Source organism: Streptomyces sp. NPDC041068 (assembly GCF_040647455.1).
In the GTDB taxonomy this organism is placed as follows: Bacteria; Actinomycetota; Actinomycetes; order Streptomycetales; family Streptomycetaceae; genus Streptomyces.
Genome location: NZ_JBEZCG010000002.1, coordinates 283868 through 300250 on the forward strand (window position 1 = coordinate 283868; position 16383 = coordinate 300250).

The 16383-nt window shown below is 73.7% G+C and carries 18 protein-coding genes; 11 read left to right on the forward strand and 7 right to left on the reverse strand.

What is annotated here, in order from left to right:
- The first annotated feature begins 21 nt into the window (after positions 1–21).
- Positions 22–285 carry a gas vesicle protein K gene (locus AB0B50_RS05130; RefSeq protein ID WP_362326817.1) on the forward strand — a complete coding sequence of 88 codons (264 nt, stop codon included), beginning with the start codon at positions 22–24 and terminating at the stop codon, positions 283–285.
- A 46-nt stretch (positions 286–331) separates the two neighbouring features.
- Here the strand turns inward: AB0B50_RS05130 and AB0B50_RS05135 are convergent, their stop codons facing one another.
- The 3 genes from AB0B50_RS05135 to AB0B50_RS05145 all read right to left on the reverse strand — a co-directional run bounded on the left by AB0B50_RS05135 (position 332) and on the right by AB0B50_RS05145 (position 3016).
- On the reverse strand, positions 332–502 hold the full coding sequence (locus AB0B50_RS05135; RefSeq protein WP_362325799.1) for a hydrophobic protein: 171 nt from the start codon (positions 500–502) through the stop codon (positions 332–334).
- A gap of 71 nt (positions 503–573) precedes the next feature.
- Positions 574–1383: a methyltransferase domain-containing protein gene (locus tag AB0B50_RS05140; RefSeq protein ID WP_362325802.1), complete on the reverse strand. Its 810-nt coding sequence runs from the start codon at positions 1381–1383 to the stop codon at positions 574–576.
- Between the two features lie 103 nt (positions 1384–1486).
- Positions 1487–3016, reverse strand: coding sequence for a phosphatase PAP2 family protein (locus AB0B50_RS05145; RefSeq protein ID WP_362325805.1), 1530 nt, complete (start codon positions 3014–3016; stop codon positions 1487–1489).
- A 140-nt stretch (positions 3017–3156) separates the two neighbouring features.
- Here AB0B50_RS05145 and AB0B50_RS05150 point away from each other — a divergent pair, with 140 nt between their 5' ends.
- From AB0B50_RS05150 to AB0B50_RS05160, 3 genes are all read left to right on the forward strand, one after another.
- Positions 3157–4785, forward strand: coding sequence for an ATP-binding cassette domain-containing protein (locus AB0B50_RS05150; RefSeq protein ID WP_362325808.1), 1629 nt, complete (start codon positions 3157–3159; stop codon positions 4783–4785).
- Between the two features lie 129 nt (positions 4786–4914).
- Positions 4915–5148, forward strand: coding sequence for a DUF6158 family protein (locus AB0B50_RS05155; protein WP_362325811.1), 234 nt, complete (start codon positions 4915–4917; stop codon positions 5146–5148).
- The gene (locus AB0B50_RS05160; protein ID WP_362325814.1) at positions 5145–5729 is read left to right on the forward strand and encodes a TIGR03086 family metal-binding protein; all 585 of its coding nucleotides are present in this window, start codon (positions 5145–5147) and stop codon (positions 5727–5729) included. The genes AB0B50_RS05155 and AB0B50_RS05160 overlap by 4 nt, the downstream gene beginning before the upstream one ends.
- 97 nt (positions 5730–5826) lie before the next feature.
- Here AB0B50_RS05160 and AB0B50_RS05165 read toward each other — a convergent pair whose 3' ends face one another.
- A complete protein-coding gene (locus tag AB0B50_RS05165; protein ID WP_362325817.1) occupies positions 5827–6267 on the reverse strand; it encodes a CBS domain-containing protein in 441 nt (146 codons plus the stop codon).
- A 238-nt stretch (positions 6268–6505) separates the two neighbouring features.
- Between AB0B50_RS05165 and AB0B50_RS05170 the strand changes: the two genes are divergently transcribed.
- Both AB0B50_RS05170 and AB0B50_RS05175 read left to right on the forward strand, forming a co-directional pair.
- Complete coding sequence (locus AB0B50_RS05170) at positions 6506–6640, forward strand: hypothetical protein (RefSeq protein WP_362325820.1); 135 nt, start codon at positions 6506–6508, stop codon at positions 6638–6640.
- 271 nt (positions 6641–6911) lie between these two features.
- Complete coding sequence (locus AB0B50_RS05175; protein WP_362325823.1) at positions 6912–7724, forward strand: RNA polymerase sigma factor SigF; 813 nt, start codon at positions 6912–6914, stop codon at positions 7722–7724.
- Here AB0B50_RS05175 and AB0B50_RS05180 read toward each other — a convergent pair.
- The gene (locus AB0B50_RS05180; protein ID WP_362325826.1) at positions 7672–8841 is read right to left on the reverse strand and encodes a PAS domain-containing protein; all 1170 of its coding nucleotides are present in this window, start codon (positions 8839–8841) and stop codon (positions 7672–7674) included. The genes AB0B50_RS05175 and AB0B50_RS05180 overlap by 53 nt on opposite strands.
- Positions 8842–8915: 74 nt before the next feature.
- On the opposite strand from AB0B50_RS05180, the gene AB0B50_RS05185 reads away from it, so the two are divergent.
- The 3 genes from AB0B50_RS05185 (at position 8916) to AB0B50_RS05195 (ending at position 12242) form a co-directional block, all read left to right on the forward strand.
- On the forward strand, positions 8916–9623 hold the full coding sequence (locus AB0B50_RS05185) for a GAF and ANTAR domain-containing protein (RefSeq protein ID WP_362325829.1): 708 nt from the start codon (positions 8916–8918) through the stop codon (positions 9621–9623).
- Between the two features lie 316 nt (positions 9624–9939).
- Positions 9940–11187, forward strand: coding sequence for an aminotransferase class I/II-fold pyridoxal phosphate-dependent enzyme (locus AB0B50_RS05190; protein WP_362325831.1), 1248 nt, complete (start codon positions 9940–9942; stop codon positions 11185–11187).
- Positions 11188–11246: 59 nt separating this feature from the next.
- A complete protein-coding gene (locus tag AB0B50_RS05195) occupies positions 11247–12242 on the forward strand; it encodes an MBL fold metallo-hydrolase (RefSeq protein ID WP_362326820.1) in 996 nt (331 codons plus the stop codon).
- On the opposite strand, the gene AB0B50_RS05200 is transcribed toward AB0B50_RS05195, so the two are convergent.
- Positions 12239–12850 (reverse strand): DedA family protein, encoded by a 612-nt coding sequence (locus AB0B50_RS05200; RefSeq protein WP_362325834.1) that lies wholly within the window; start codon positions 12848–12850, stop codon positions 12239–12241. The two genes, AB0B50_RS05195 and AB0B50_RS05200, sit on opposite strands and share 4 nt — an antisense overlap.
- Positions 12850–13635 carry an MBL fold metallo-hydrolase gene (locus AB0B50_RS05205; protein WP_362325837.1) on the reverse strand — a complete coding sequence of 262 codons (786 nt, stop codon included), beginning with the start codon at positions 13633–13635 and terminating at the stop codon, positions 12850–12852. The genes AB0B50_RS05200 and AB0B50_RS05205 overlap by 1 nt, the downstream gene beginning before the upstream one ends.
- An 83-nt stretch (positions 13636–13718) precedes the next feature.
- Here AB0B50_RS05205 and AB0B50_RS05210 point away from each other — a divergent pair, with 83 nt between their 5' ends.
- Positions 13719–14147: a hypothetical protein gene (locus AB0B50_RS05210; RefSeq protein ID WP_362325840.1), complete on the forward strand. Its 429-nt coding sequence runs from the start codon at positions 13719–13721 to the stop codon at positions 14145–14147.
- 99 nt (positions 14148–14246) lie between these two features.
- Complete coding sequence (locus tag AB0B50_RS05215; protein WP_362325843.1) at positions 14247–16370, forward strand: phage holin family protein; 2124 nt, start codon at positions 14247–14249, stop codon at positions 16368–16370.
- Positions 16371–16383: the final 13 nt, after the last annotated feature.

The following is a 16383-nucleotide window of genomic DNA, read 5'->3' on the forward strand; positions in this document are numbered from 1 at the left end:
CGCCCAGTGGACCGCAAGCGCATGGACCTCGACCCCGACACCGTGGAGCGGGATCTGGTCAAGCTGGTCCTGACCGTCGTCGAGCTGCTGCGTCAGCTGATGGAGCGGCAGGCCGTGCGCCGCTTCGACACCGGTGAATTGACGGAGGATCAGGAGGAGCGGATCGGGCTGACGCTGATGCTCCTGGAGGACCGGATGGCCGAGCTCAGGGAGCGGTACGGACTGCGGCCCGAGGACCTGAATCTGGACCTCGGGCCGCTGGGTCCCCTGCTTCCCAGGGACTGACCGACTGACTACGGGACTGGCCGCAGGGCTGGCTGCGGGAGTGCCGCTACCACCTGTACCAACGGGACCTCGTGCCCGTGGCGGTCGTGCTCCGCATGAAGAATCCGACCAGCCAGACGATGAGTACAGCGATGGCGATCCACCAGAGAACCTTCACGGCGAAGCCCGCTCCGAAGAGGAGGAGGGCCAGCAGAAGGACCAGCAGAATAGGAACCATAGTGTCTACCTCCTGCTGGCCGGGTTTCCCCGAACTGCCTTTCTACGCGCCCTTTCGGGCTGTGCGGCGCGTCACTTCCGGCAGAGGATCTCGCCGTGCAGCACCGCGAACCAGGCGTCCTCGCGGCCGCCCCACTCGCGCCAGGCCGCCGAGACGGCGCGCAGCCGGTCCTCGTCGGCGTGGCCCCCTTCCTTCGCCCGCTCGGCGTAGGTGGAGGCGAGTGTGCGGTCCGCCCACAGCCCGCTCCACCAGGTGCGCTCGTCCGCGGAGCTGTAGCACCAGGTGGCGGCGGTCGCGGTGACGTCCGTGAAACCGGCCTCCAGGGCCCAGGACTTGAGGCGGCGCCCCGCGTCGGGCTCGCCGCCGTTGGCCCGCGCGACCCGCCGGTACAGGTCCAGCCAGTCGTCCATGGCGGGGGTGTCGGGATACCAGGTCATCGCCTCGTAGTCCGCGTCCCGGACCGCGACGATGCCGCCCGGCCTGCACACCCGCCGCATCTCGCGCAGTGCCCGCACCGGGTCGCCCACGTGCTGGAGCACCTGGTGGGCGTGGACGACGCAGAAGCTGTCGTCGGGGTGGTCGAGGTCGTGCACGTCGGCGACCGCGAAATCGACGTTCTCCAGGCCGCGTTCGGCCGCGGTCGCCCGTGCCGCGTCGAGGATGTCCGGCGCGTGGTCCACGCCCGTGACATGGCCGTCGGGGACCAGCTCCGCGAAGTCGGCGGTGATGGTGCCGGGGCCGCAGCCGATGTCGAGGACCTTCATGTGCGGCTTCAGCGAACCGACGAGGTAGGCGGCCGAGTTGGCGGCGGTGCGCCAGGTGTGGGAGCGCAGCACGGACTCGTGGTGCCCGTGCGTGTAGACGGCGGTCTCCTTCGGCATGACAGCGACTCCTTCGTGTACGTGTACACGGCACCGTACGCCGCCATGCCGAATAATGAGACCCGTGTATCAGTATATGGTCATCGCCCGGTCCGTCGGGTGATCACCGGACGGCCGACAGCGGCCGGTACACGGTCAGCGCCTCCGGCAGCTTGTCGATGAGCAACGAGCCCTGGACGCGGGTGACTTCACCGTCGTACGCCACGGCCGTGTCCGGGCCGAGCCCGTCCACCCGCAGCCGCGGCAGCCGCACGGCCGCCTGGGCGGGGGAGCGCACCTCGGGGCCCGTCAGCGCGGCGGCCACCAGGCGCGCGCCCGGCCTGCGCCCGCCGTGCACGATGCGTACGTCGAGCAGCCCGTCCGCCAGGTCGAGCCTGCGGCCCGGCGTGAGGCCCGGCCGGTGGTAGGTGCAGTTGCCCGCGAAGAGCAGCCACAACGCCCGCTTGCTGCCCCGGAACTGAGCGGTCATCGGATGCTCGTCGGAGCGCAGGACCTTCAGCGCCGCGAGCACGGACGCGGCCTTGCCGCCGATGCGGGGCGCCCAGTGCTCGCGCAGGCGCACCAGCTCCGGGTACACGCCGAGGCTGAACGTGTTGAGGAAGTACCCCTCCACGCCGTCCGGGCCCGCCTCCTCCCGCGTCGAGAAGCGGCCCATGTCCACGGCGACCGCGTCGCCCGCCTCCACCGCGCGGGACAGGTCGCGCGCGTCCTCGACCCCGAGGTCGTACGCGAAGTGGTTGAGCGTGCCGCCGGGCAGCACCGCGAGCGGCAGGCCGTGCTGCAGGGCCACCGTGGCCGCGGCGTTGACCGTGCCGTCGCCGCCGCAGACCCCGAGGACCGTTGCGCGCGCCGCGGCCTTCTCCAACTCGGCTCCCAGATCGGCCGGTTCGGCGAGGACGACCTCGGCGTCCGGCAGGGCGTTGCGCAGCGCCTTGACCCGGTCCGACGTGCCCGCCTGCGCATTGGCCACCAGGACCAGGCCCGCGCCGCCGGGCAGCGCAGGAGCCGCCACGCGGGGGCGGCCGGGCGGGGCGAGCTGCGCCCGCGTCGGCACCAGGCCGCGCACCGCGAACGCCGCGCCCGCGCCGAGCGCCCCGCCCACCAGGACGTCGCTCGGGAAGTGCGCCCCGGTGTAGACGCGGGAGACCGCGACGGCGGCCGCGAGCGGCGCGACCGCCGCGCCCCACGCCCGGGACTCCAGCGCCACGCCCGTGGCGAAGGCGACGGCGGACGCCGAGTGCCCCGAGGGGAACGACGTGGTGACCGGCTGCCTCTTCAGCTGACGTATCAGCGGCACCGCGTCGAGCAGCGGCCGGGCCCGGCGCACCGAGCGCTTGCCGAGCGTGTTGATGGTCGCCGAGGCCAGGGCCAGCGAGGCCACGCCCCGCACGGCGGCGCGGCGGGCCCGCGGGGTGCGGGTCGCCGCGATCCCCGCGGCCGTCGCGAACCACAGCACGCCGTGGTTGGCGCTGTGGCTGAGCCGGGGCAGCACCCGGTCGCCGCCGGGCCAGTGCCGCCTGGCGACGGCCTCGAAGAGCCGGCGGTCGAGCGAGACCAGGCGGGCCTTGAGCGGCCGGTGCCCGGCGGCGGGCAGGCGCAGGTCGATGTCGGAGGCATCCACGGAGTCAGGCATGGCGACGCGTGTACCCCGTGCCCCGCGAATCAGGCCACCGCCCGGTGAAGCCGCAGGTGAGGCGCTTCGGCGGCGCCGCTCGCACCCCGTACGCGGAAACGGTTTGCCCGGGTGCCCTCCGGCCACGGAGAATCCGCCTCATGGGACATCTGGAAGCCGCACACCTCGAGTACTACTTGCCGGACGGGCGGGCGCTGCTCGGTGATGTCTCCTTCCGGGTCGGCGAGGGCGCCGTGGTCGCCCTGGTCGGGGCGAACGGCGCGGGCAAGACCACACTGCTCCGGCTGATCTCCGGCGAGCTCCAGCCGCACGGCGGCGGCGTCACCGTGAGCGGCGGGCTCGGCGTGATGCCGCAGTTCGTCGGCTCCGTACGCGACGAGACGACCGTGCGCGACCTGCTCGTCTCCGTGTCCCACCCGAGGATCCGCGAGGCCGCTGAGGCCGTGGACGCCGCCGAGCACGCGATCATGACGGTCGACGACGAGGCTGCCCAGCTCCAGTACGCCCAGGCGCTCTCCGACTGGGCGGAGGTGCAGGGGTACGAGGCCGAGACGCTGTGGGACATCTGCACCACGGCCGCACTCGGCGTCCCGTACGACAAGGCCCAGTTCCGCGAGGTCCGCACGCTCTCCGGCGGTGAGCAGAAGCGCCTGGTCCTGGAGTCCCTGCTGCGGGGCACCGACGAGGTCCTGCTCCTCGACGAACCGGACAACTACCTCGACGTGCCCGGCAAGCGCTGGCTGGAGGAGCGGCTCAAGGAGACCCGCAAGACCGTCCTGTTCGTCTCCCACGACCGGGAGCTGCTCGCCCGCGCCGCCGAGAAGATCGTCAGCGTCGAGCAGAGCCCCGAGGGCGCCGAGGCCTGGGTGCACGGCGGCGGCTTCGCCACCTACCACGAGGCGCGCAAGGCGCGCTTCGCGCGCTTCGAGGAGCTGCGCCGCCGCTGGGACGAGAAGCACGAGCAGCTGAAGAAGCTGGTGCGCAACCTGCGTCAGGCCGCCGAGAACAGCCCCGACATGGCCTCGCGCTACCACGCGGCCCAGACCAGGCTCCGCAAGTTCGAGGAGGCGGGGCCGCCGCCCGAGCCGCCGCGCGAGCAGGACATCACCATGCGCCTGCAGGGCGGCCGCACCGGTGTGCGCGCCGTGACCTGCGAGGGCCTTGAGCTCACCGGCCTGATGAAACCCTTCGACCTGGAGGTCTTCTACGGCGAGCGGGTCGCCGTCCTCGGCTCCAACGGCTCGGGCAAGTCCCACTTCCTGCGCCTGCTCGCGGGCGACACCGACAACCCCGTGGCGCACACCGGTCTCTGGAAGCTCGGCGCGCGCGTCGTGCCGGGACACTTCGCGCAGACCCACGCGCACCCCGAGCTGATGGGCCGCTCCCTGCTCGACATCCTGTGGCGCGAGCACGCCCAGGACCGCGGCGCGGCCATGTCCCGGCTGCGGAGGTACGAACTGACCGGGCAGGCCGAGCAGAACTTCGAGCGGCTCTCCGGCGGCCAGCAGGCCCGCTTCCAGATCCTCCTCCTGGAGCTCGAGGGCTGCACGGCCCTGCTCCTGGACGAGCCCACCGACAACCTCGACCTGGAGTCGGCCGAGGCCCTCCAGGAAGGCCTGGAGGCGTTCCAGGGCACCGTCCTCGCCGTCACCCACGACCGCTGGTTCGCCCGCTCCTTCGACCGGTACCTGGTCTTCGGCAGCGACGGCCGGGTCCGTGAGACGCAGGAGCCGGTGTGGGACGAGCGGCGCGTCGAGCGCGTGCGGTAGACGGGCGCCCGCCTGCCACTTCCGTCATGCGGGGCGCGCGGGGGCCGTGCGCGGTGCATCCTGGGTAGTACGCGCCTGGCGGGTACCCGGGGGGCAGGGAGCGACGCGCCACAGTGATCGGAGCGATCCATGACCGGAGTCGACCCGGGGCGGCTGGACGACCAGCAGCTCATCAAGGAGCTGGAGACGATCCACCGCACCCGCCACACGACCCTGCTGCACGGTTCGAACGACGCCCTGCGGGCCCACAACGAACGCATGGCGCAACTGGAGGGCGAGTATCTGCGCCGCCACCCGCGCAGGTCCATCGCCGCCGCACGGACCCGTGCGGGAGCGCGGGAGAGGGGAACCACGGGCCCATGACGGACAAGGCCGAACCGCCCCTGCTCGACCGGCACGCCGAGGCGCTCGACCTCTTCACCGACCGGGTGCACGCCGTCCGCACCGACCAGTGGGACGCCCCCACTCCCTGCACCGAGTGGACCGTGCGCGACCTGGTGAACCACCTCGCGTCCGAACAGCTGTGGGTACCGCCGCTGGTCCGTGACGGAGCGTCCGTCGAGGCGGTCGGGGACGCCTTCGACGGCGACATGCTGGGGCCCGACCCGGTCACCTCCTGGGACACCGCGGCCGCGGCGTCGCGCGCCGCCTTCCGCGAACCGGGCGCCCTGGACCGCACCGTCCACCTCTCCTTCGGGGACACCTCCGCGGCGTTCTACTGCGGGCAGATGACGACCGACCTCGTGGTGCACGCCTGGGACCTGTCGCGGGCTGTCGGCGCCGACGAGACGCTGCCCGACGCCCTCGTGAACTTCTCCGTACGGGAGATCTCGCCGTACGCCGCCGAGTTGGAGAAGAGCGGACTCTTCGCCGCCGCGGTGGAGCCACCCGCGGGCGCCGACGTCCGGACGAAGCTGCTGGCCCTCCTCGGACGCCGGGTCTGATCGGGCCGGAGCCGGGTCTGATCGGGCCGGATCTGATCAGCGGGTCCGATCAGGCCTGGGGGGTCTGGCCAAGCCTGGGGTCCGGCCCGGGGTCCGGTCAAGCCTGGGCGATGCCCGGCCAGTTGTCCGGATCCGCTCCGCTGATGTCGGCGAGCGCGGACGACGGGTCCCGGGCGAGCGCCAGATCGCCGAGGCTCACCATCCCCACGGGCTGCCCGTCCTCGACGACGGGCAGTCGGCGCACCGCGTGGTCGCGCATCAGGTCGACGGCCGCCGACACCGCGTCGTCGGGGGCCACCACCACCGGGTTGGGCGTGCAGATCGCCTGTGCGCTGACCGTCAGCGGATCCGCGCCGTCGGCCACGGCGCGCAGCGTGATGTCCCGGTCGGTGAGCACACCGAGGACGTGACCGTCCGTGGCGACCAGGACGTCGCCGATGTCCTGCGCGCGCATCAACTGAGCCGCCTCGACCAGGGAAGCGTCGGGGCGCACCGCCACGACGCCCGTGGTCATGACGTCCCTTACGAAATCAGCCATGGCTGGGCCTTCCTGCCTGCGTACTTCCTGGTTTCTTCCGGTCCGCTTTCCTCGGGTGGGGCCTGCGTGGTTCCTCGGATTGGGCCTGTGTGGTTCCTCGGATCGGGTCTGTACGACTCCGCTCGCAGTACCCCTGTGCCACAGCGGTATGCCTCGGCCGCCACCGGAGGTTTGCGCCTTCGGGCCGGGGAGACCCGCACTCTGCACCCCCCACGACAAATCTGGGAGGGATGGGGTCATGGCGGTTCTCGCTGTGTTCATCCCGGTGGTGTTGCTGGGCGTGATCCTGGCACTCGGCCGGTACGAGGAGTTGCTGCTGCCGCCCGCGAAGGACCCGAACGAGGTCGACGGCGTACGGGGCGGTGTCGCGTGACGCGGCATGAACAGCATGAAGGTGCCGCCCCGGCTCTGCGAACGGCTGGGGCGGCACAGCGCTGAGCGGGAGAAGACCCCGACGGCGACCTCGCGGTGTTTGGCTCCGAAAGCGCGGGGCAGGCGCAGAGACAGTGCTTCGGACCGGAGGCACGTCCGTGGGAGCGACCGCGTTGTTCGCCCCCGGGTGTGACTCCCGTCGTGTTCCGACGCGCCCGCACTCCCACGGTGACCGTCCATCCCAAGGCACCCACAAGGGAGTTGCGACCCCCATGCGATCCCATACCAGCACCGCGTTACCCGCCAGGACGAAGCGGCATCCCCACGACGACGCCCCCGACACCGCGGAGGCCTTCGCCCGGCTCGTCGAACTGCCCGACGGGCCCGAACGGGACGCCCTGCGCGACGAGATCGTCGAGGCCTGGCTCCCCATGGCCGAACGCCTGGCCGGCCGTTTCCGCAACCGCGGCGAGTCCCTCGACGACCTGCGTCAGGTCGCGGCCCTCGGCCTGGTCAAGGCCGTCGACCGCTACGACCCGCGGCGCGGCAGCGCTTTCGAGAGCTATGCGGTCCCGACCGTCACCGGCGAGATCAAGCGCCACTTCCGCGACCACATGTGGACCCTGCACGTGCCGCGCCGCGTCCAGGACCTGCGCAACCGCGTGCGGTTCGCCCGTCAGGACCTCTCCCAGACGGTCTCGGGGCGCGCCCCCACCACCGCCGAGATCGCCGAGCACGCGCACATGAGCGTGGAGGACGCGGCGACCGGCCTCGAAGCGCTCGACAGCTTCACCGCGCTCTCCCTCGACGCCGAACTGCCGGGCAGCGAGGACGGATACGCGCTGCGCGACGCGCTCGGCGGCCCCGATCCCGCGCTCGACGTCGTCGTCGACCGCGAGGCCGTCAAGCCGCGCATCGCGCAGCTGCCCGAACGGGAAAGGACCATCCTGTACATGCGGTTCTTCGGTGACATGACGCAGAGCCGCATCGCCGAGCAGATGGGCATCTCCCAGATGCACGTCTCCCGACTGATCAGCCGCTGCTGCGACCGGCTGCGGGACCAGGTGATGAGGGACGCCGCCTAGCGCCGCGCCGCATGGCGAGCGCGATGTGCCGCGACATCACGTCCACCACTCGGGCCTCGGCCATCGAGAAGGCGAGCCGGGGCCCGCTCCGGAAGAGGGTGAGGACGCCGTCCACCGGGCCCTGGGGACCGGTGGCGAGCGGCACGCAGAGCAGGGACGTGACTTCGGCGCGGACCAGGACGTGTGCGCCGGAGGCGTCCCTGCCGAAGGCGTCGGGGTCCTCCGGGCGCACCTGAAGCGCCGAGGCCCCGCCGCGAGCCGCCTCCACGACGAGGGAGCACGCGGCGGGGTCCTGCGCGAGGACGTCGTCGACCGGGGCGCCCTGCGGCCCGAGGACCGTCACGCGGCGCAGGCGCGCGGCGCCCTCGTCGGCGATCACCCAGTCCGCGAACCGCTCGTGAAGGACGGCGGACGCCCGCTTCAGGACCGCCGCCCTGTCCCCGGCGGGCGCGGTCAGGAGCGCCGACGTCATGGCGTCCACCAGGTCGAGCTGGGCCGCGTGCCGGGTCGCCTCGCCGAGGTCGGGCGCGGGGCCGGGCACGCGCGGCTGCTGCGCGCGGGTCCCCGACGGCTGCAGGACGACGAGGACCGAGACGCGCGTCTCGGTGCCGGGACGCAGCGCCGTGAGCGTCGCGCGGACCGGGGTGTCGGGGCTGTGCTGGAGGTGGACGGTCAGGCTCCGGTCGCCCTCACCGCGTGCGACGGCGGCGGTCTGCGAGCGGAACGCGACCCGGTCCGCGTGCAGCAGGAGACCGGCCAGCGGCCGTCCCGTGGCATAGCCCGCGCGGACCCTGGTCAGGCCCGTCGCGGCGAAGTTCATCCGCCGGACCACGGTCTCCCTGTCGATCAACGCGACGGGCAGCGGCAGCCGCTGGAACAGGGACCGCAGCAGCCGCTGCTCGTCCCCGCGCTCCGCCGGGGCTCCGCTCGGCGGGCCGTCGGCGGTGAAGCGTTCGTACGCGGGCCACAACTGGTCGGCCACGTGGTCGAGTTCGAAGATCGCCGCGTCGAGCACGGTGCTGAGATCGTCCGCCGGGACGGAGCGTGCGGACTTCAACTCCGAGACGCGGCGCAGAAAATCCGCGAGCTCTTCACCGAACTCCTCCATTTGAGACATGTGTCGAACCTAACCGCTGCGACAGTTTTCCGGAGGACTCGGAGGGAAGCCGAAGGAGAGAGGAGGAACACGCCATGGCCCCCTTGCCGGATCCCGACCTGCTTCGACCGGAATCATCCCTACCCGGCCGCAGGCTCTCCGAACTCGCCGAACAGGCCGTGCGCTGCACACCCGGCTGCTGCGGAGCGAGCACCACGGTCTCCGACGGCGGCGACGAGCACCCCACCGCGGTCACCCACCCCGACCTGGCCGGGCTCGTCTCGGTGCAGCTGCGCTCGGGCGACGGGCCCATCCCCGCCGCCGAGGAGCGGGGCGCGCCGGTCGACTCCGACGATCTGCTCCATGACGACCGCTGGCCCGAGTACCGTGCGATGGCCCTCGACTCCGGCGTGCGCTCCAGCGTCACGCTGCCCTTCCAGCGCGGGGGACTCACGGTCACCCTGAGCCTGTTCAGCTTCCGCCCCGGCGCGCTCGACGACGCCGAGCACGGGCCCGCGCAGGCCCTCGGCGACCTCGCCACGACCAGCTTCGTGCGCGACCGGCACTACCGCGCCGCGCTGACCGAGCTGGACCAGCTGGGCGCGGCCATGCGGACCCGGCCCGTCGTCGACCAGGCGTGCGGCATCGTCATGCACGTCCTCGCGTGCGACGCGGAGGCCGCCTTCGCCGTGCTGCGGCGGATCTCCCAGACGACGAACAAGAAGCTGGCGGACGTCGCCGCGGCACTGGTCGAGACGAAGGGCAGGGGCCTGGAGAGGGAGCTGGTGTCGCTGGCCCGCTGAACGGAGCGGGTGTCCGTCGGCCGGCTGAACGCGGCGACAAGGGCCCGGACCGGTCGGCACCGACCGGTCCGGGCCTTCCGCGTCCCCGCCGCCGTCCCCGCCGCCGTCCCCGCCGCCGTCCCCGCCGCCGTCCCCGCCGCGTCTCCGCCGCGACCACCCGCGGGGTGGCACGCGAGGCTCACCCGGGCGGGGGTCAGCGCGGGCGGGAGGGGTGGGGGCGCGCTGTGATGGGCACGTACGGCCATGTCCTGTTGTGCCCGGATACGCACCGGTGCGACGGGGCAGGGCACAGTCACGTGAGCGCACGGAGGTACGGATGCGGCGGACGGGAACGGAGGGCCGCGGCCCCGTCCGGTACGGGCCGCCCCCGCCGGAGCCGGGTCTTCCGGTCCTGCCCGAGCTGGCGGCGGCCGCGGCCGCCGCCTCGGGCCGCTCCCCGTGCGAACCGGCGGGCGGCGCCCCCGCCCTCCTCGACGCGGCGAGCGGCTACTGGGCCAGACGCGGCCTGGCCGTGGAGCGCGGCCAGGTCGTCGCCGCACCCGGCGCCCCGCCCCTCCTGCTCGCCCTCACGGCGGCCCTCGGCGGCGACGTCCTGCTGCCCCGCCCCTGCCCCGCCTGGTGGGCGCCCCAGGCCCGGCTGCTCGGCCGCGGGGTCTACCACGTGCCGACGCCCGCCGAGTGCGGCGGTGCCCCCGACCCGTACGCCCTCCTGGAGACCGTCCGCCGCGTCCGCGCCGAGGGCGGCAGACCCCGCCTCCTCGTGCTCTGCGTCGCCGACGACCCGACCGCCACCGTGGCGCCCCCCGACGTGCTGCACGAGGCCGTCGAGGCGGCCGCCGACGAGGGGCTGCACGTCGTCAGCGACGAGACCTGGCGCGACACCCTGCACCACCCCCGAGACACCGTCCTGATCGGCCCCGCCGAGATGGACCACGAGCGGGTGACCGTCGTCTGCGACCTGGCGGGGGCCTTCCTGCCGCCCGCGCTGCCCGCCGCCGTCGCCCGCTTCCCCGCCACCGCGGCGGGCGCCGCCCTGCGCGCCCGCACCCTCGACGTCCTCACCGCGCTCGGCGCGAACCTCGCGGCACCTGCCGCCGCCGCTGCCTCGTACGCACTGGGCGAACCGGACCCGGTGACCGAGCGCCTGACCGCGGCCGTCCGGCTGCACGCGCGCGTGGCCGTCGCCGCGCACCGCGCCGTGCTCGCGGCGGGCGCCTTCGCCCGGCCCCCGCAGGCCGGCCGCCACTTCTACGCCGACCTCGGCCCCCTGCGGCCCGCCCTCGCCGCGCGCGGCGTCGGCGACGCGCAGGATCTTGAGGACTTCCTCGGCGAACGGCTCGGCATGCCCGCGCCGGGCGGCCACCGCTTCGGCGACGACATCGACGCCCTGCGCGTACGGCTTTCCACCGGCCCGCTCCTCGGCGCGACCCAGCAGGAACGCCTGGCGTCGCTCACCGCGACGGACCCCCTGGAATTGCCGCACGTGGAGCGGGCGTTGAGCATGTTCGGATCCGCCTTCGACGATCTCCGCGCAGACGCACAGCGAATGGAGCCTCCTCGGTGACCCAGCAGGCGCAGCAGCAGACGCAGGAGCAGACGCACGGCCGAGCACGGGGGCAGGAGGTGCGTTCGGGTCCTGGCCAGGGACCCGACACCCTTGCCCCACCCCGCCCGTCGGGCGGCACCCGCCTGTGGCCCACGTCGTTCGCCGACCGGCTGACCGCGCCGCTGCCCGGTCTGCGCGCGTTCGCGAGGTTCGCCCGCGAGGGCGCCCTGCGGCCGCGCCCCGACGGGCTCACCGACATCCAGCGGCTGCCCTTCGCCCCGGGCCCTCTGCCGCGCGTCGACGCCCGTACCGTCGCCGTCACCTGGGCGGGGCACGCCAGTTGGGTCGTCCGCATCGGTGGCCTCACGGTCCTGACCGACCCCGTCTGGTCCCGCAGGATCATCGGCACCCCCGCCCGCGTCACCCCCGTCGGCGTCGCCTGGAGCGCCCTGCCGCGCGTCGACGCGGTCGTCATCAGCCACAACCACTACGACCACCTGGACGCGCCGACCCTCAAACGGCTCCCCAGGGACACCCCGGTCCTCGTCCCCGCCGGGCTCGGCCGCTGGTTCACCCGCCGCCGCTTCTCCCGGGTCACCGAGCTCGACTGGTGGGAGGCGGCCGAACTGGGCGGGGTGCGCTTCGACTTCGTGCCCGCCCACCACTGGTCCAAGCGCGGCCTCCTCGACACCTGCCGGACGCTGTGGGGCGGCTGGGTGCTCACGGATACCGAGGGGCAGCGGGTCTATTTCGCGGGCGACACCGGGTACGGCCACTGGTTCGGGCGGATCGGCGCCCGCTACCCCGGCATCGACCTGGCGCTGTTGCCGATCGGCGCGTACGACCCGCGGTGGTGGCTCAGCGACGTGCACTGCGACCCCGAGGAAGCGGTGCGCGCGGCGGGCGACCTGGGCGCACGCCGGATGGCGCCCATGCACTGGGGTACGTTCCTGCTCTCCGCCGAGCCGGTCCTCGAACCGCTCACCCGGGTCCGCGCGGCCTGGGAGAAGGCGGGCCTGCCCCGCGAGGACCTGTGGGACCTGCCGGTGGGGGCGTCCCGGGTGCTTGCCTAGGCGGTGGCCCCGCGCACCTTGCGCCACACCGTCGGCGCCACGCTGATCAGCACCGTCAGCGCCACCGCCACCGCGACGCCCTCCCACGGCTCCTTGAAGAGGGAGCCGCCGAGGATGCCGATCAGCTGGTACGTCACCGCCCAGGCGAGGCACGCGGGCAGGTCCCCACGGGCGAACCGGCGCAGCGGCATCTTCGCCATCAGGCACGCCAGCATCACCGGGATCCGCCCGGCGGGCACGAGCCGCGACAGGACGAGGACCATCACGCCGTGGTCCTTCAGCTTGGCCTGCGCCTGTTCGAGCCGCTCCTCGGGCGCCCGGTCGCGGATCGCCTCCAGCCAGCGCGAGCCGTTCTTGGAGCGCATGCCGCGCTGCCCGAGCCAGTACAGGGCGACGTCGCCGACGAACGCCGCGAGCGCCGCGACACCGAAGACGACGAGCAGCGAGAACGGCGCCGTCTGGTGGAAGGCGACCACCGCGGCCGAGCTGACCAGCGCGCCCGTCGGCACCACGGGGACCAGCGCGCCGATGACCACGAGCAGGAACAGCGAGGGATAGCCGACCGCCTGCTGCGTGCTCTCCGGCGGCACCTGGGTCACGGCGAGCATCACTTGGCCACCTCCGGCCGCACGCTCTCCCCGTGGGCGAGCCGGTGCACGCTCACCTCGGGGGCCAGGCGCGCGGCCTGGCGCACGAACTCCTGGCCGGGCGCGTGGAACTCGTGGGGGCGCACGGCGTCCATGCCGATCGGCCAGTACGTTCCGTAGTGCACCGGGACGGCGCTGCGCGGCGCGATCCTCGCGAGCGCCTCGGCGGCGCGGCCCGCGTCCAGATGACCGTGGCCGAGACAGGGCCCCCAGCCGCCGACCGGGAGCAGCGCCACGTCCACCTCGCCGACCTCGGCGGCCATCTCGTCGAACAGACCGGTGTCCCCGGCGAAGTACGTGCGGGCCTCTCCGCTCACCACATAGCCGAGGGCCGGCGAGCGGTGCGGTCCTACGGGCAGCCGCCGCCCGTCGTGCAGCGCGCGCACCACGCGTACGACAACACCGCTGCCGTCGCCGACCGGCACCTCGTCGCCCGGCACGACCTCGGTGAAGCGCAGATGGGACAGCCTGCGGGTCAGCCCCGGCACGGAGCGCGCCGCCCCGCGCGGGACCAGCGCACGGGTGCCGGGCGTGAGCCGGGCGAGCGACGGGATGTGCAGATGGTCGGCGTGCAGATGCGAAAGGAGCACGACGTCGGCGACCGCGGCGTGAGGCGGCGGCAGTGCGCCCCTGCGGCGCCTCAGATGCGCCAGGCGGCCGGCGAACAGGGGGTCGGTCAGTACGCGGACGCCCGAATCCTCGACCGTACAGGTGGCGTGTCCCCACCACGTGACCTCGACGGGCACCCGGTTCCTCCTTCGTGCGACTGTCTCCGAGCCTACGGCCAGGAGTAGGGTCGACGGGCTGACGCCGAGGGTGAGGGGACGCCATGGGAGATGCCGCTGGTGCCGGCACCGTCGTGGTGCGTGTGGCGGCGATTGCCAGCCTGACGCCTCTGGAGGAACTCGACGCCGACCCCTTCCTGGTCGACTCGCGCAGCCAGCACGCGATGTGCGCGCGCTGGGCCGCCGACCAGGGATACGTGATCACGCGCGAACTCGTCGTACGGGGCCTGCGCGCCGACCACGCCGTCCTGTGGGGCGACGTCGAGGCGGGGCTCGTGGACCTCTTCGTCGTGCCGAGCCGCAGGGTCCTGGAGCGTGCGCTGCGGTCCGCGGAGGAGTTCACCGCGGAGTGCGCGCGGCGGGGGGTGCGGATCGAGACGGCGGGGCTCGCCGAGCCCGCGTACGACTCGCAGATGAAGGCGCGGGTGCACCGGCGGCTCTCGATGCCGACCGCGGGGTACAACGGCTGCTGAGGCCGCCTCCTGTGCCGTTCCTCCCACCCGCCCGTGGGCTCCGCCGGGGTATGACACGCTGGTGTCCGGTTCGGGGTGAAAAACGTGAAAGGGCGAGGCGTGGCGCACGGGCGATGGCGGAGAGTCGGCAGCGCTCTGTGGCGCGTGGTCGCCGTATGGGCCGTCAGCACCCTGACGATGCTCGTGCTCGCCGGGATCCTGCCGGACTTCAAGCTCCAGTCCGCCGACGGCGACAGCGCCACCCGGATCGCGGTCACCGCCGCCCTCGGAGCGGGCGCCTTCGGTCTGCTCTCCGCACTGGTGTGGCCGCTGCTCGTGCGGGCCCTGCTCCTCGTGCCCGCGCTCGTCCTCGGGCTGCTCGCCTTCTTCCTCAACGGATCGCTGCTCCTGCTCGCCCTGAGCCTCATCCCCGAGGGCCGCGGCGAAGCCGGCGCGGAGACCGCCGTCGTGGTCGCCGCCGTGATGTCCGCCGTCGCGTCGGCCACCGGCGGAGCCCTCGCCGTGCGGGACGACGACGCCTACCGCCGCCGCCTCTACCGCCTCGCCGACCGCCGCAGGAGGCGCGGCGCCGACGGGGCGCCCGGTCCCACCACCCCCGGCACCGTCTTCATCCAGCTCGACGGCGTGGGGCACGACGTGCTCGAAGCCGCCGTCCGCAAGGGGCTCATGCCCACCGTCGCCCGCTGGCTCGGCGAGGAGGGCGCCCCCACCCACCGCCTCACCCCCTGGCGCACCGACTGGTCCAGCCAGACCGGCGCGAGCCAGCTCGGCATCCTGCACGGCTCCAACCACGACGTGCCCGCCTTCCGGTGGTACGAGAAGGACACCGGCGAGGTCATGGTCAGCAACCGGCCCGCCTCCGCCGTGGAGCTGCAGCGCCGCGCGATCCGGCGCACCGGCGACGGCGGCCTCCTCACCGTCGACGGCGCGAGCCGCGGCAACCTCTTCAGCGGCGGCGCCGACCAGCTCGCCCTGGTCCTGTCCATGGCCGCGCGCCGCGGCAAGGAGAACCGCTCGCGCGCCGGGTACTTCGCCTACTTCTCCGACCCCGCCAACGCGGTGCGCACCGCCCTCTCCTTCGTCGCCGAGGTGTTCCGCGAGATCGGCGAGTCCACGCGCGCCAGGATCCGCCGGCGCCGTCCGCGCATCGGCCGCGGCGGGCTCTACCCCTTCATCCGCGCCTTCGCGACCGTCGTCGAGCGCGACGTCGTGGTCGCCGCCGTCATAGGGGACATGCTCGCCGGGCGCAGTGCGGTCTACGCCGACCTCGTCGCGTACGACGAAGTGGCGCACCACTCCGGCCCCTTCGGCGGCGACGTCGAGAAGGTCCTGCGGCGCCTGGACCGCTCGCTCGCGCTGCTCGACCAGGTCGCCGACCACGCGCCGCGCGCCTACCGCATCGTGGTCCTCTCCGACCACGGGCAGAGCCCGGGGGAGACCTTCCGCGCCCGCTACGGCCTCACCCTCGGCGACCTCGTCAGGGCGGGCTGCGGACTTCCCGTGCCGCGCAGGGCGCAGCGCACGCACAGCGGTGCCGAGGCCAGGTCGGCCGTGCGTGCCGCGCTGCGCAGGCCCGTCGAGGAGGGCGCCGACGAGCGCCGCCCGGCCCGCCGTGCCGAGCCGATCGTGCTGGCGTCGGGCAACCTCGGGCTCGTCTCGTTCCCCGACGTGCCGCACCGCATGACCCGCGAGGAGATCGACCGCCGCCATCCGGCACTGCTCCCCACCCTCGCCAACCACCCGGGGATCGGCTTCCTCCTCGTACGCAGCGAGGGGCGCGGCCCCGTCGTCCTCGGGGCGCGCGGCGCAGAGGTGTACCTGGACGAGGACCCCGCCGACCTCGGGCCGCTCGCCGACTTCGGTCCGGGCGCCGCGGACGCCGTGCGCCGCACCGACGGCTTCCCGCACACCGCCGACATCATGGTCAACTCCTGGTACGACCCCGAGGAGGGCGAGGTCCTCGCCTTCGAGGAGCAGATCGGCTCGCACGGCGGCCTCGGCGGCGCGCAGTCCCGCCCCTTCCTCCTGTCGCCGCTCGCGCTCTCCGATCCGGTCGCGGGCGGGGCGGAACTCGTGGGCGCCGAGCGGATCCACCGCGTGCTGCGCCGCTGGCTGAGCGAGGGCCTCGGCCCCGAGGTTCCGGTGGATGATTCCCCGTCCGAAGTCCCCGGCGGCACAGCATTTGCGGCCGTCGACGGCGTCGTACAGGACAAAACACACTGATTTTGAGCAGCGT

What these genes read in the sequence shown, in the direction of transcription:
- AB0B50_RS05130 (WP_362326817.1), top strand. Translation starts at nt 22, where the DNA reads ATGGACCTCGACCCCGACACCGTGGAGCGGGATCTGGTCAAGCTGGTC.
- AB0B50_RS05135 (WP_362325799.1), bottom strand. Translation starts at nt 502, where the DNA reads ATGGTTCCTATTCTGCTGGTCCTTCTGCTGGCCCTCCTCCTCTTCGGA.
- AB0B50_RS05140 (WP_362325802.1), bottom strand. Translation starts at nt 1,383, where the DNA reads ATGCCGAAGGAGACCGCCGTCTACACGCACGGGCACCACGAGTCCGTG.
- AB0B50_RS05145 (WP_362325805.1), bottom strand. Translation starts at nt 3,016, where the DNA reads ATGCCTGACTCCGTGGATGCCTCCGACATCGACCTGCGCCTGCCCGCC.
- AB0B50_RS05150 (WP_362325808.1), top strand. Translation starts at nt 3,157, where the DNA reads ATGGGACATCTGGAAGCCGCACACCTCGAGTACTACTTGCCGGACGGG.
- AB0B50_RS05155 (WP_362325811.1), top strand. Translation starts at nt 4,915, where the DNA reads ATGACCGGAGTCGACCCGGGGCGGCTGGACGACCAGCAGCTCATCAAG.
- AB0B50_RS05160 (WP_362325814.1), top strand. Translation starts at nt 5,145, where the DNA reads ATGACGGACAAGGCCGAACCGCCCCTGCTCGACCGGCACGCCGAGGCG.
- AB0B50_RS05165 (WP_362325817.1), bottom strand. Translation starts at nt 6,267, where the DNA reads ATGGCTGATTTCGTAAGGGACGTCATGACCACGGGCGTCGTGGCGGTG.
- AB0B50_RS05170 (WP_362325820.1), top strand. Translation starts at nt 6,506, where the DNA reads ATGGCGGTTCTCGCTGTGTTCATCCCGGTGGTGTTGCTGGGCGTGATC.
- AB0B50_RS05175 (WP_362325823.1), top strand. Translation starts at nt 6,912, where the DNA reads ATGCGATCCCATACCAGCACCGCGTTACCCGCCAGGACGAAGCGGCAT.
- AB0B50_RS05180 (WP_362325826.1), bottom strand. Translation starts at nt 8,841, where the DNA reads ATGTCTCAAATGGAGGAGTTCGGTGAAGAGCTCGCGGATTTTCTGCGC.
- AB0B50_RS05185 (WP_362325829.1), top strand. Translation starts at nt 8,916, where the DNA reads ATGGCCCCCTTGCCGGATCCCGACCTGCTTCGACCGGAATCATCCCTA.
- AB0B50_RS05190 (WP_362325831.1), top strand. Translation starts at nt 9,940, where the DNA reads ATGCGGCGGACGGGAACGGAGGGCCGCGGCCCCGTCCGGTACGGGCCG.
- AB0B50_RS05200 (WP_362325834.1), bottom strand. Translation starts at nt 12,850, where the DNA reads ATGCTCGCCGTGACCCAGGTGCCGCCGGAGAGCACGCAGCAGGCGGTC.
- AB0B50_RS05210 (WP_362325840.1), top strand. Translation starts at nt 13,719, where the DNA reads ATGGGAGATGCCGCTGGTGCCGGCACCGTCGTGGTGCGTGTGGCGGCG.